Origin of the sequence: Bacteroides sp. AM16-24, assembly GCF_003471885.1 — a bacterium.
GTDB lineage: Bacteria > Bacteroidota > Bacteroidia > Bacteroidales > Bacteroidaceae > Bacteroides.
Genome location: NZ_QRKI01000016.1, coordinates 18,149 through 32,362, shown reverse-complemented (window position 1 = coordinate 32,362; position 14,214 = coordinate 18,149). Strand labels below are relative to the sequence as shown.

Sequence of the window (14,214 nt, the reverse complement as noted above, 5' to 3'; positions counted from 1 at the left end):
TCATTGTCGCATTACCAATAACATCCTTCTTCTACCTGTTGGGCTTTAGAGGGAGTTTCTGTTGCGGAGGGCTTTACCCAAAATTCATTCATTAGTTTTGAATAATTATAAGTTGCGTTATAATTACTGTTTTCCCATCTGGCACCTCTAATCCCGAATAATAGTTGCAAACTGCCTCCTAAGTGTACAGCCTTTTTCCCGGAACGCTTCACGTGTGCGGCCAACGGCATTCCATACGCTCCACATCCCAACAAACAGACATCATAATCCATTTTGTCAATTTCGTTTTTCATGAATTCGAGAGCGTCAAACCATGTTTCGAATCTACCGTCGCCTTGATTGCCAATAGTTTGAATGGCTTTGATTGTTTGCAAGTCGAAAGTAGGCAGAACTCTCGGGTCTTTGTGAATTAGTTCTTTTCGAAGGTATTGCTTTTGTATCGTTTCTGCAAAAGGATGTACTACCAATACCTTTTTATTTTCTAAGGCAGCAGTCCATGGTACATCACTCCAAAAAGGGTTATAAGGCTCAAAATCTATTTTATACGCATTCTGTAATTCTTTAGAGAAATATTCTTCTTCAAATCTCCAGGAAGCAAGTATGTCAATGAGAGGCATATCTTCAATCATCATTTCCGAAAAACGCTTTAATAGTTCAGGGGTTGCTGAAAAGAATCCGGCATTATTCCTCATCGGGTACATTGTTTCTTCTTCCCACCACCAGGGAAATGCCTCCCCTTTGATGTATTTGATAATTTTTCTTTTTTGATGATAGATGCCTAAGTAATTGACTACACATCCTATTTCTACAGCACCAAATCTTGAGAGCATGCAAGGTTCTGGTGATAATAATTTTTCCCTAATATGGCTTGATATAATATCAGGGTCCATCTCTTTGTTAAGGGGACGAGGTTGTGGCAAATCGTGGCGTTCAATATAACGTCGACGTAGCTTTTTTAATAGCTTTATAAATTTCTTCTGCATTGAATTAAGAAAGAGTATAGTAATATTTATACAATGATACGAATTTTATAGGATACGATCCCTTGTCTATGTGTTAAAAGATGTATTAATGTATCTTTCCTTGTAGTGATATGGCATATATCGCTTTCTATTTGTTCTTTCTTTCTTTTGTTTTTATTGTTTCTTTCAGTGTAGAGCGAAATTCATTTTCAAATTGTTCAAGATTCCACGTTTGAGTTGAATAATATATATTTTCCCTTATTAATTTGTGAAATTTGTCCTGGGGTAACATGCTGGCCCATTCTACTCCCTTACCTATTGCTTCAACAGATAATTCCGGTAACAGATAGCCATAATGCTCGATGTTGTCTATTGCTCCCCATCGAGAAGTAATGGGAATAACTCCCATTTGCATCATAGTTATAACGGAACCGGGACATCCTTCGCTGCCGGATGGAAAGATATTGAATGCACAGAGATAGGCTAAGTTCATGAACAACTCAGAATTGGTGTCAAGAAAACCATATAATGTGATGTTCCGGCACTCGTCTATTTGTTTTTGATAGATGTCTATAAACCCTTCGTCAAGAGAGCCGATTACGTGTAAGTTGTATTGTGGATGGCTGATAAAAAAACCTAAAACTAAATCTAATCCTTTTAATATACTACCGCTGGAGCCAAACCATAGGAAGTCTTTTATGGAAACACTTTGAAGTTTATGTTGCAAATTGCATTCCTGACTAAAGTTGCTGGATTGGTTAATTATCTTGATTTTATTTTGTAATTCCGGGGGGTATGTCTGGATGGTAAACGAACTTCCTATCTGGAAAATAATATCTGCTATTTCACAGCTATTGTGTGCATCTACTGAACGGGAGTATGGCAAGTGTGTTCCATGCTTTTTGTTGAATGAATCGATTCTGTTTTTTACTATTGAGTATTGGTGTTTCCAGTAAGCGCCTGTTGCATAATATATTTTTAGGGCTTGAGGATTTTTCTGACTCATTGTTACAAAGTTGGGATCTAAACCAAAAATAATATCATAGTGACGGTCGTCACACTCTTTGGGGGCATTGCAGCGTGCGACTTTAACATTATAACCCAAAGAATAAAATATTTCTCCAATGATTAATGCCTCTCTCTTGTTTTGATGAGTACGCATATAAACTTTGTCTTTTTTATGGTAATATACTTCAGGTATATATGAAATATATGCCCATTTCCTGTTTAGTAGCGAATAGAGAGTGTATTGATCTTTATTTTTTTTGAATAGATTGAACTTCATTGCTACTCAATATATTGTTAAATTCATGATTAAATAGGCCAAAATATGAGTTCTCAACCTCTTCAGCATCCCACTTATTGTGCCAATGATATGCGAATGCCCCCGGAAAGAAGTTTTTATAACTATTGATATTGGGGTCTTTATCATAACCTTCGCCGAATTCCTTGAAAAAGTCAGCAAATTCTTTAAAAGGCATTCCATCACAATATCCTCCCCAGAGAGGATCAAAGAAAGTACAAGGGTAATTTCTCAAATTTTCTAATTTCTTATCTTTGTAATCGAATAGTACCCAAGGCATTGCTGCCTTTCTTCTTTGTAATTTCTTTGCTAAGTAATTAGTTATATAGCTATTCTTACGTAAATATAGAATGGCACTGTTGGCATATGATTGGTATTCCCATGCATAGACAAACTCATGACCTTTTAGTAGAGGGGTAAAGTCTTTTAAAAACATAACATCAAGATCGAAATATAGACCTCCATATTTGTAGAGAGAGATAATCCGGAAATCGTCACCTTTGGCTGCAAGATTCTTGGGTGCATTGATATATGTCTTAATTTTGCAAAAGGGAGTATTGCTAATTTCATTTTCAACGTTCCAGGACAATATTTTTATATGGCCTTTTAGTTCTTGTAGGTGTGGATTACTTTCTATTTGTGCATACCCATTTTCAGAGTCTAACCATAGCCATATTTCTATACTTTCCATATTTTGTGTACACAACAGACTCTTAATTGAGAAAGCTTGCTTGAGGCCAAAGGTTCCATGCCAGTAAGCGTGGAAAATTGTTTTCTCAGTAAGTAACTGAGATGATTGTTCTCTTTGGAGATCTGATACTTTACTCAGATATAGATCTTTACATTTTAAGATGTTCCAATTTGTATAACTGGGTTCCAAATTTTCAGTATAGAACTCATTTTTCTTTTCGAAATAATGTTTTAAGCTTCGAATCATATTTTTTATGTGAAAATACTTGTCTTAATGCGATGGTTCTTAGTTGGTGACAGAATTTATAAGTTTGGAAATAAGATATTTGCATAGTTGCTTTATGAATAATCCAAATCATATATTAGTCACGTGTACAAAGGTAAGGTATTTGTGGGTATAGTTGATGAATATGGCTTAAAAAAGATATTTAAATACAGATATTTATTTTTTGAAGTAGTTGAATCGTATCATCTCATCCGATATATCATAAGCTTCTTTTGCTAAGTCCACCTCCTCCGGTGTATAGCCTTCTCCTTCCACATTCATCTGTGAACCTATGGCAAAACCTTTCTTGTTGGGATTGAGAATGCTTTCTCCAAGTCCGGTCCAGTAGTAATCGTCAAGCTGGAGCAGGTTCAGCAGGGTGGGATACATGTCTATTTGTCCCATGACCTTATCATAGCGCATGCTTACAGGAGAATTGACAACGATGAAAGGAGTAAAAGGTTTGTCGGATACAATATCTTTGCCGCCGGGGCTTTCGCATAATTCCGTTCGATAATATGCCAGACCTTCGTGGTCGCCCGTTATTACAATCAGTGTTTCTTTATATTGCGGAAGAGTTTTCAGATATTCTACGAATTTGCCGATTGCTTTATCTGTATAACGGGCAGTCGTCATATAGTCACCCATTTTTTCCGGAATGCCGGAAGAGAATGAAACTTCTCTCAATTGTTTCGGTAATATGAATGGAGCATGGCCGGAATAAGTAATGAGTTGCATATATGCATTTTCTCCTTTTTTCCATATCTCCCCCTTTTCTATTTTTTCTTGGCATTGTGCAAAGAACGAACCGTCTCCGGTGCGTTTGTGTGTGCCGAAAGCTTCAGTCAATTTAAAGTCATGATAAGCGATGATGGTATCTATGCCGAAACTTTGGGCTATGGGGCCTTGATTCCAGGTTGACAATTTATCAATGGTTAACAGGTAGTTGCGTGAATGATTCTTTTCGCGCATGGCTTTCTGTAATGACGGATAAATATGATTGGGATATTGGCTGCTGTAAGTACCGCTATTGATGGGCAGTAATCCGGTGCAAAGCATGAGCTGTGCATCAATGGAACGTCCGCCTTTTACCTGAGTCAGTACGTGTGGAGCATAGAGAGTGGTAGAGTCTTTCAATAGTTTATTCATATAGGGGGTGATCTCCTGTCCCTCCACTTCTTTTTCTAACACCCAGCTTTCTAATGATTCTGCGAAAATAACGATACAATTGGTGCGACGATTGGTACTATCGCTGATTAATGCGGCTTCATGTTTCGGCTTTGCACTTAACCATTCTTGTATTTTGGCTTCCAATTCGGGAGTCAACTGTTGTTGTGGTCCTATCAAGTCATAACATAGACTACCGAAAATCGTATAAATAGAAGGGCCGCTTGAACATAAATAGGCTTTATCACGATACTTTCCGTAAGCCTTTGAGAATCCGCCTTTCATAAGGGTTACTGTTCCAAAAATACAGATAATAACTACAAGTATTCCTACATAAGGAAGAGCCCGAACCGGGCGTTTCAGATGTGATGTTTTGGTGCGTAGGTGAATTATAGCTGCTATAAGGGTGGATAATGGGAAAAGTGAATCATACCACCGGAGAGAGTCAATCACGCTACCTGTGAAATCGGCTAAGTTTCCTGATAGTCCATAACTGTTCAATGGTATAGCTGTATAGTAGGTCCTGAAATACATAAGGTTAGCTATCAACAGAAAGTCTAGTAAAAGCATGATGAAAGTTTCCGTTTTCCACATTCGGAAAAAGGCATAGGGGATAAGTAATATAAACGTGGCTATCAGTTTGGTTGTATAACATTCAACTGTAGAAAGAGAGGCAAACGTTGTGGGAATACACCACAGAATGTCGAATAATATGAATTTAAGAAAAATAGTAACTCCAAATGTCAGTATGGACTTATCAATCTTTGTCATAATAAAGCGTATATTGATATCTGGGCGCAAAGGTACAATATATTTTTTCGAAATCATTCTGTAATTCATATAAATGACTCACAGTGTCCATTAATTGAGGGTTGCATAGATAAATCTCGTTAATATTAATTTTATCTTCTTCTTCTTAAAGATATTTCTTGTATCTTTGTGCCCCTAATTCATTAATACCAAGCAATGAGGGAATTTCTGCAACTGATGCGACGTTTTGTGTCGCCTTATAAAAAGTATATAGGATGGGCAGTCCTGCTCAATGTTTTATCGGCTGTTTTCAACGTTTTTTCATTTACGTTATTGATTCCAATTCTGAATATCCTGTTTAAGACGGGTGATGGTTCACAGGTTTACCACTATATGGAGTGGGGAAGTGACAGCTTGAAAGATGTGGCGATTAATAACTTCTATTACTTTGTCACCCGATTGATTGAAACGCACGGACCAACAATGACGCTTCTGTTCATGGGGCTTTTCCTAGCCTTTATGACTATGCTGAAAACCTCTTGTTACTTCGGTTCTTCCGCCATCATGATTCCTTTGCGTACAGGAGTTGTTCGCGATATCCGTATCATGGTTTATTCCAAAGTAATGCATTTGCCGCTTGGCTTTTTCTCGCAGGAGCGGAAAGGAGATATCATTGCCCGTATGAGTGGTGACGTGGGTGAGATTGAAAACTCTATTACCAGTTCGCTGGACCTGTTGCTGAAGAATCCTATTCTGATTCTACTTTATTTCTCGACACTTATTATCACCAGTTGGCAGCTGACCTTGTTTACTGTAGTGGTGCTTCCCGGAATGGGTTGGTTGATGGGGAAAGTCGGCAAAAAACTGAAACGTCAGTCTTTGGAAGCTCAGGGCAAATGGAGTGATACAATGTCGCAACTGGAAGAGACTCTGGGAGGTTTACGAATCATCAAAGCCTTTATTGCTGAGGATAAGATGGTGGACCGTTTTACCAAGTGCAGTAATGAGTTGCGTGATGCGACTAATAGGGTAGCTATCCGTCAGGCTTTGGCTCACCCGATGAGTGAGTTCTTGGGAACACTTCTTATCGTATTGGTACTGTGGTTTGGTGGTATATTAATTTTGGGTAATGATCACTCTTCGCTGGAAGCTCCTACATTCATCTTCTACATGGTTATCCTTTATAGTATCATCAACCCGTTGAAAGAATTTGCGAAAGCAGGATATAACATCCCGAAAGGTTTGGCTTCTATGGAGCGTGTGGATAAGATTCTGAAAGCAGAGAATCCTATTAAAGAACCTGCAAACCCGAAGCCTTTGCATGGAATGAATCATGAGATTGAGTTTAAAGATGTTTCTTTCAGCTATGATGGAAAGAGGGAAGTTCTGAAACATATAAATCTGGTTGTGCCTAAGGGACAGACCATTGCATTGGTAGGTCAGTCTGGTTCAGGTAAGTCTACCTTAGTTGATTTGTTGCCACGTTATCACGATATACACTTCGGTGAAATCAGGATTGATGGCGTTAATATTAAAGATTTCCGAATTCATGATTTGCGTGGTTTGATAGGGAATGTAAATCAGGAGGCTATCCTGTTTAATGATACATTCTTCAATAATATCGCTTTCGGTGTAGAAAATGCTACCATGGAGCAGGTTGTTGAGGCAGCGAAGATTGCAAATGCTCACGACTTCATCATGGAAACAGAACACGGGTACGATACAAGTATCGGTGACCGTGGTGGCAAACTTTCCGGAGGACAACGCCAACGTGTCAGCATAGCCCGTGCCATCTTGAAGAATCCGCCTATCCTTATTCTTGATGAAGCTACTTCTGCTCTTGATACAGAATCTGAACGTCTGGTGCAGGAGGCTTTGGAACGTCTGATGAAAACGCGTACCACAATTGCTATTGCCCACCGTCTTTCTACAATTAAGAATGCAGATGAAATTTGTGTGCTCTATGAAGGAGAAATCGTGGAAAGAGGTAAGCATGAAGAACTGCTGGAAAAAGACGGATATTATAAACGCTTGAATGATATGCAGTCTCTGTCTTAAACAGAAAGTTGAGAACAACAATGAGTTTTTGCCAGTTTTACCTACACTACCTACACTTAAGGGGGTAAGGATTTTATTCATAGTATGTTATGTGGTGTAGGTAACGGTGTAGGCAGGTGTAGGCAATTGGTTTGCTTGCACCGGCATTAGGACTGCTTCTTTCTCTTTATAATATAAACTAACATCTTATTGGAATACAGTGTTTTGCTGCTATCTGGTGCTGGGGAACTTGCGTTCCTGCACTTGGAAACTGGAGTTTCCTGCACTTGGGAACGAGCGTTTCCTTTAATGGGAACTGTCGTTTCTCCTTATGGAAACGCTTGTTTCCCTTAATGGGAACTATCGTTTCTTTTCGTGGGAACGCTCGTTTCCTCCTGGACGCCGGGGGGAGACACACTCTCTGGAGAGAGGCTCTTCATCTTTTTTCACTTTTCGCTTGCTTCTTTCAAAAACAACTTCTACCTTTGACAGCGTGTAGGAGTGCCTACCATAATAGTTGTTAAAATTTATTAGAAGCGTCTTGCTTCATTCTTGTTTGCTGAGAAACCTGAGAAATTTTTCGCATAACACAAGAATGGCATTCAGACGGCTTCCGCGCTATAGCGTGGGGCTGATATGTCATTTCGTGTTATCAGGGCTTCTCAGGGCCTCTCAGCAAACGAAGTGAAACGATCAGTTCTGCGCTTCGTGTTTGTAATGGGCCCTGCATGGAACTGAGGAGGACCACAAAACAATTTTATTCACAACATGGATAATCAAAAACGAGAAAAGTACGAATCACCGGCAGTCGAAGTATTGACGGTGGCAGTGGAGTATGGCTTTGCAGGTAGCGGCGGTGACAATGCCGATACGACATTACCAGGGTGGGGGCATGAGGATGGCTATTGGGAATAATCCTCTTTAGTAATTACAAACTATTAAAAAGAAACTAATCATGAGAAATTTATTTAACATCAGTGCCCTGCTGTGCGCGGCGGCCCTGATAACAGCTTGCTCCAACGAGGAAATGATGGAGAGCGGAACGTCTGCCGACGGCCTTACACTGACTGCAACGACGGGGGCAAACACACGAACGTCCGTAGACGGCAACTACCATGTGAACTGGACAACCAGTGATGCCTTTTATGCTTTTGGCGGCACTACTTCAGTGGACAAAGTTTACTCCAGCAAGGGAACGTTTACCCTGAAAAGCGGAACCGGCACGACAGGAACCTTTGCCGGCATGGTGACGGGTGCGGTATCTAATTTGCAGTATGCAGTTTATCCGGCTGATAAATACGCTTCCGGTACAATGACCCTAACCTTCCCTGCGACGTACACCTATCCTAATAGCAACGCGCCGATGTTCGGCAAGCTGAACTCCGGCAAAACGAGCGTGGACTTCGTTCAGCTGCTGAGTGGAATGATGCGTATCAAGCTGACCGGATTGGAAACTGGAGTATCCGGCTCACTGGCGCTGGCTGCCACAGGCATCGCCGGTTCGGCTGAACTGACGATAGATGATTCGGGCAATGCCTCGCTGGGAACTTTGTCGAGCACAGCAAACGAGGTGACAGTGTCGTTCACCACCGTGAACACCGACCCGCTGGTGCTGGATATTCCCGTACCCGCCGCCACTTACGCAGACGGTATTACCGCTACGCTGCAGATTGGCACAGGTTCTATCCAAGCATTTAAAACAACGAGTGGCTTTGTAGTGACAGCCGGTACGATAAAGGAAATGCCCGACATCAACGACATCAAGATTGATGCCAGCACCGGTGGTATCACGTTCAGCAAGGTAGTGGAGAACGCGGAAGATGCCGTCCAGGCGATGAAAGATGGTGCTAAGAGCATCACGGTTAATACAGTGAAAGCAAATGACAATATTGAGATTCCGGCCAGCAGCACCAGCAGCGCTCCTGTTACCATTAACATCAGCAGTGTAAGCACCACCAGCTTCACTGTGAAAGGAGTGTCAGGCGGTGCAGAAGCAGTGAAAATCAATGTACCGACAGGCTCCAAAGGAACCCTGACCGTTGAGGACATTGACCATGTAGAAATCAGCGGAGACTGGGAGAAAGTAACTGCCAGCACAGGCGAAAACACCTTTGTAGTAAAAGCGGGTGCTGTAATAAAAGAGTTGGTCGTTACTAAAGGTAATATCGAAATAGCAACGGATGCTGTAGTCAATAAACTTACGCTGGAAGCAGATGTAACTATCAACAGCAGATTGTACATTCCGGTTGGGGCAAAAATGGAGGTAATCTTAGGCACGCATGAGTTTACGTTGGGTGGAGACTATTACACTCGCATTTATGGGGGTGGCGAACTCGTACTGACCGGTGATGAAACCTATAAAGGGAAAGTGACCGATAAAACCTCAGGAATATCTCTATACGGTGATGGTGCTAAATTTACAATGAAAAACGTCGACTATAAAGCGGCCAAGACAGGAGGAAGAGGTGTATTCATTGATAAAAGATGCAGTTCTGCGCTCATTGATATTGAAAATTCCACAATGGTGGGCAAATACTTCTGTGTGAATACCAATGCTACGACAGAGGTTGGTTCCAATAATATGATTACTCTTAGCAATTCTACCTTCACAGCTGATGAAACAGCCTTGCTGGTGAATATTCCTGTTACGGTAACGGCTACGCAATGCACCTTCACCGGAGGCTGGCAAGGCGTTTTCCTGCGCGGCGGCACGTCGACATTTGATGGTTGCACGTTCAATCTGGCCGTCAACTCTCAGTATGATAAAAATACAATGGAGGCAGGCGCTATTACTTGGAGTGAAGGAAACCAAGCCCCTTCCGCAGCCATTACTGCCGGTAACAGAAGTAAGAGCGCTTATGACTATAAGACTACTTTTGAGTTGAAGAATAGTTGTGTCTTTAGTGTTAAGGTAGATGATACAGATTCTCAAGACTATCCCGCTATCTATATTGATGCGGAAAAGAATAAGCCGAACCAAGGCGTTGTATTCAAGTATAGTAGTGATACGTTTGGTAGTGTCGGGACCGGTCTTGACATCCGCGAAACCACCGGAAAGGTTACGGTAAACGGAACGGAGTATAAAGGTAAGGTGGATTGAGCCGATTTTAACATAATCAGACAATCGCAACTTAACGACTGGCAATAAGCGGATTATGCTTGTTTTTACAGTGCGGGTGTATAAGGAGTAAATAACCCTTGTACACCCGTACCGTTTTTTATACACCCGTAATGGGCAGTAAATAAGAGAATTGCGCACCGGGTGTAGGGTGTAGTAGAAAGTTTGAAAATACTGTTTGGGTAGTTCGTGCGTTTCACGGGCGGAATCGGATTATTTTCGTCCGAAGTCAGCAGGTATTTCTCCCCACTGTTTGGTTTCCCATTTCAGGATGCGGGTGGTGTAGGTGTTTTCGCGCAGCCACTTTTCGGCGCGCTCTATCAATTTGAAGAGTTCTTCCGTTTTGGGTTCACGTGGCAGTTTTGTCTTGCATTTTTTTTGTCTTATCCAGTTGATGGCATTCACGCTGTCGCTGTAGATGGGCATATCGAACCCTTTCTGTTTCAGTAAAGCAAGTCCGTGGACGATGGCGAGGAACTCGCCGATGTTGTTCGTACCATACACCGGGCCGAAGTGGAATACTTCCTGCCGACTTGCCACGTGTACGCCCCGGTATTCCATCGCTCCGGGATTGCCGCTACAGGCGGCATCTACGGCAAGGCTATTCTCTACGACAGATGAAGGGAGAGGGGCATTCATATCTTTCTTCTGGGCGGGAGCAGCCGGAGAGGAGCGTTTGATATACTCATACGGAGAAGATGCAAAGGCTTTTTCCGCTTCTTCGCGTGTCTCGAACGACTTGTATTTCGCTCCTTCGTAGCCTTTGGTTTGTAACTGGCAGTCCGTCCAGGAAGTATAAACGCCCGGATTGACGCCTGACCATACAACGTAAAATTTCTCCTTTCCCATAATTGGGGGCAAAGGTAATGCAAACTGGAGGCAGTACAAAATAAGCTTGCTTAATTTTTAATGTTAAGATGTAGCTTGGCTCATTAGGGAAGTGGAGAAAGAAAATTGCATATAGAAAAAAGGATAAATACTTTGTTTTTGACTGAATTATTCTTATCTTTCCCAAAATCTAAGTATTAATCTGTTGTGCCTATGAAAGAGCTTATTCTGTTGCTGTTCGTTTTTAGCAACTGCTGTCTTCGTCTACAGGCGCAATCTCCCGTAGTGTCTACACCTCAGCCGTGGACGTTTCCCCGTGTTGCAGTAGGGGGAGATTCTTCTGCTCCGAAAAACACTTCTCCACCCCGAAGTATTTCATTACCTTCTGTAAATGTTCAAAATCAGTCTGTAATGCAGATGATTAGTGAAGACATTGCTTACTTTGAAGAGGCGGAGCGAAGAAGGCTTACTCTCAGTCACCTTATTTATAAGGGATTTCCTTCTTGGGAGGGAGAGCCCGGAACTGAATGTTTTTTTGAAGCATATAAAGAATTGTCTGCCATGCTTTCTGACTCCATTCCGTTGAATCTTGAACGTGCCGTGTTTCTGATAGAGAATGCCTATTTGGGCAACACGATGAAGTATTCTGACTTTCAAAACGAGATTGGCGAAAGGGTGCAGTATTGTCAGTGGAGATTGAATGACTTGAAACTAGACTCTGATGATGAGCTAGCTAAGAATATGGCTATTTTTAGTTTGTTGACTGATACTTTGTCTATTAATCAACCCGGTAGTGAGAAAACAATTGTGCATTATCCTTTGAAGTATAATCTGGATGATTATGATTCTCAAAGGGATTATACCAGTCATTTTGTATCATCTATGCTTCACAGCAATATGGGGCAATGTTATTCTATGCCTTTGCTTTATCTAGTGATGGCTGAGAGAATGGGTGCAGAGGCTTATCTTTCGTATGCCCCCAAGCACATGTTCATTAAAATAAAAAATGATAAGGGGGCATGGCATAATCTGGAACTGACTTGTCGTTCTGTATTAAGTGATTACCATTATATGAACGGTAGCTATATCAAGAGCGAGGCAATTCGTAACGAACTATACTTGGCACCTGTTAGCAAGAAAGAAACGGTGGCGATGTTGATGGCGCAGTTGGGGAGGTATTATCGTGTAAAATATGGTTATGATTCTTTTATTATAAAATGTGCAGAACAAAGTGAACGATATGCTCCGAATAATATAGATGCAAAAATTATTGAAGCTGATTATCAGACGAAATTAACAATGGAAATAGCTCGCCTGATGAATGCTCGTACTCCTGAGATGTTGAAGGAAATGTCTCCTGATGCTTATCGGCATTATGTTCGTATGCATCAGTTATATAAAGAGATAGACGATAGTGGGTATGAAGAAATGCCAATTGAAATCTATCGGAACTGGTTGAAGCATGTAGCAGGTCTGAAAGAAAAGGAAAAGTCGGATTCTCAACTGAGACTCCGGAAGATGGTGAAATAATCATGTAAAAACAATAAATGCTATGAAGAAGGTATTACTTGTTGCAATGGGGGCAGGACTGGTGACTTTGTCTTTACAGGCTCAGAAATCGGAAGGCAATCCTTTTGCCCGTTTGGGGTATCAGGCTGATGTGTTTACATTTAGCGAGAATAAGGAGTTTCATGATCAGGAGGTGGTTGTGGAGATAGGGGATGTTCTTTATGATACAAAGACTAAGGAGGTTGTCGGCTTTGTGATGGAAAGGGATACTTTGATAGAGTTGAGGCCTGAGTTGCAAAGTATATCGATAGATCCGCATGCTGAGAAATATTATTCGATAACGCCGTATGCGTATTGTATGAATAATCCGGTGAGGTTTGTAGATCCTAATGGGAGAGATGTATGGGAAATCAATCAACAGGGAGAAATTGTCAAAAGAATAAAAGATACGACACAAGACGCTTTTTATATGGTTGCTAAGGATGCGGATGGAAATTATCAGCGAACTTATACAACAGATGCTGATGGGAATATGGCTTATAACAGTATTAGTTTTGGGTATGGGACTATTGAGTCACAAAGGAGCATTTCTTTTTCCTCTGACGGTAATAGTGTTGAATCGTATGATGTTTATAAAGTCAGAGGGGATAAGAACGGAACTGGTTTATTTGAGTTTATGGCTGCTAATACAACGGTAGAATGGTCTCAAGCCAAAACAGGTATTGTGGGAGATAAAGGATTGAATTTTCTTACAACGTCCCATTATGAGGGAAAGGAACATGGAATAAATCGTTTATATTCTGGGCAGTTATATGCAGGATACACCATCAGAGAGCAAAATCACATCCATCCTGATAACACGCCATATCCGTCAGGCTCTTTTAATCATCCCCAATATGGTAAAGCTGGAGAGTGGGGAGATGTCGGTGCTTCTGCTTGGGTTGTAGGTGATCGTCAAAAGAGGGGATTAAGTAATCCGACATTTAGGATTTATTTACCGCGCAGTAAGTCATATATAAATTATGGACCAAACTCAATAAGAAGTGACTATGGGAAGTAAAGTAGCTATTTTAGGATTTATTCTTGTTTTTTCAGTAAGCATAAGCACAAGCCGTGCACAAGAAAATAAAGTGATTGCTCCTCCCGATTGGGAACCGATTACCCGTACCTTTATGTCGCTTGAATTGCAGATTGATAGTGCTTTTATTGAACGTTTGGATAGTATGTTATTTGATAAAAAATGGGAGCGTATGAATTCAATACTCTCTAGCCCAAATAGTAGTAAATCATGGAGACATTTTTATATCTCTTTTGAAAAGAAAGCTGGTTCAGATAATTTTATTACTGTAAGCTTGGGGGATACTCCGGCTAGAAACTCAATAGGCTTTTTAAAACGCAATGAATACTTTTATTGGTTTTATGGTGATGTTCCTCCCAATATTATATTAAAAACGAAATCGAAAAAACGATTTTCATATAAAGAATATATGTACGAAGTTATAGATCCACCTTTTGGATTTTTGATATACAATAGTCAGACTGGTAATATTGAAGTCAATGAAAAAGATTGCTATTGATTGGTAGT

The 14,214-nt window shown here is 40.9% G+C and carries 11 protein-coding genes; 6 read left to right on the top strand and 5 right to left on the bottom strand.

Features of this window, described 5'->3' with window-relative positions:
* Positions 1 to 11 precede the first annotated feature (11 nt).
* The 4 genes from DW182_RS16940 to DW182_RS16925 all read right to left on the bottom strand — a co-directional run bounded on the left by DW182_RS16940 (position 12) and on the right by DW182_RS16925 (position 5,158).
* Entirely contained in the window at positions 12 to 983 is a 972-nt protein-coding gene (locus DW182_RS16940) for a hypothetical protein (protein ID WP_007661548.1), read from the bottom strand.
* A 127-nt stretch (positions 984 to 1,110) separates the two neighbouring features.
* Complete coding sequence (locus tag DW182_RS16935) at positions 1,111 to 2,247, bottom strand: glycosyltransferase (protein WP_118296273.1); 1,137 nt, start codon at positions 2,245 to 2,247, stop codon at positions 1,111 to 1,113.
* Entirely contained in the window at positions 2,219 to 3,202 is a 984-nt protein-coding gene (locus tag DW182_RS16930) for a glycosyltransferase (protein ID WP_118296272.1), read from the bottom strand. Before DW182_RS16930 ends, DW182_RS16935 begins: the two co-directional genes overlap by 29 nt.
* 195 nt (positions 3,203 to 3,397) lie before the next feature.
* Complete coding sequence (locus DW182_RS16925) at positions 3,398 to 5,158, bottom strand: LTA synthase family protein (RefSeq protein ID WP_118296316.1); 1,761 nt, start codon at positions 5,156 to 5,158, stop codon at positions 3,398 to 3,400.
* A 195-nt stretch (positions 5,159 to 5,353) separates the two neighbouring features.
* On the opposite strand from DW182_RS16925, the gene DW182_RS16920 reads away from it, so the two are divergent.
* The 3 genes from DW182_RS16920 to DW182_RS16915 all read left to right on the top strand — a co-directional run bounded on the left by DW182_RS16920 (position 5,354) and on the right by DW182_RS16915 (position 10,274).
* The gene (locus tag DW182_RS16920; RefSeq protein ID WP_007661557.1) at positions 5,354 to 7,195 is read left to right on the top strand and encodes an ABC transporter ATP-binding protein; all 1,842 of its coding nucleotides are present in this window, start codon (positions 5,354 to 5,356) and stop codon (positions 7,193 to 7,195) included.
* Positions 7,196 to 7,942: 747 nt separating this feature from the next.
* Positions 7,943 to 8,089, top strand: coding sequence for a hypothetical protein (locus DW182_RS22325; protein WP_167507345.1), 147 nt, complete (start codon positions 7,943 to 7,945; stop codon positions 8,087 to 8,089).
* A gap of 40 nt (positions 8,090 to 8,129) precedes the next feature.
* Complete coding sequence (locus DW182_RS16915; protein WP_118296271.1) at positions 8,130 to 10,274, top strand: hypothetical protein; 2,145 nt, start codon at positions 8,130 to 8,132, stop codon at positions 10,272 to 10,274.
* A 231-nt stretch (positions 10,275 to 10,505) separates the two neighbouring features.
* Here DW182_RS16915 and DW182_RS16910 read toward each other — a convergent pair whose 3' ends face one another.
* Entirely contained in the window at positions 10,506 to 11,141 is a 636-nt protein-coding gene (locus DW182_RS16910) for a viroplasmin family protein (protein ID WP_118296270.1), read from the bottom strand.
* A gap of 192 nt (positions 11,142 to 11,333) precedes the next feature.
* On the opposite strand from DW182_RS16910, the gene DW182_RS16905 reads away from it, so the two are divergent.
* The 3 genes from DW182_RS16905 to DW182_RS16895 are packed head-to-tail and all read left to right on the top strand — an operon-like array spanning position 11,334 to position 14,206.
* Positions 11,334 to 12,650 carry a hypothetical protein gene (locus tag DW182_RS16905; protein WP_147400134.1) on the top strand — a complete coding sequence of 439 codons (1,317 nt, stop codon included), beginning with the start codon at positions 11,334 to 11,336 and terminating at the stop codon, positions 12,648 to 12,650.
* A gap of 22 nt (positions 12,651 to 12,672) precedes the next feature.
* The gene (locus tag DW182_RS16900; protein ID WP_118296268.1) at positions 12,673 to 13,689 is read left to right on the top strand and encodes a JAB-like toxin 1 domain-containing protein; all 1,017 of its coding nucleotides are present in this window, start codon (positions 12,673 to 12,675) and stop codon (positions 13,687 to 13,689) included.
* Complete coding sequence (locus DW182_RS16895; RefSeq protein ID WP_118296267.1) at positions 13,679 to 14,206, top strand: hypothetical protein; 528 nt, start codon at positions 13,679 to 13,681, stop codon at positions 14,204 to 14,206. Before DW182_RS16900 ends, DW182_RS16895 begins: the two co-directional genes overlap by 11 nt.
* Positions 14,207 to 14,214: the final 8 nt, after the last annotated feature.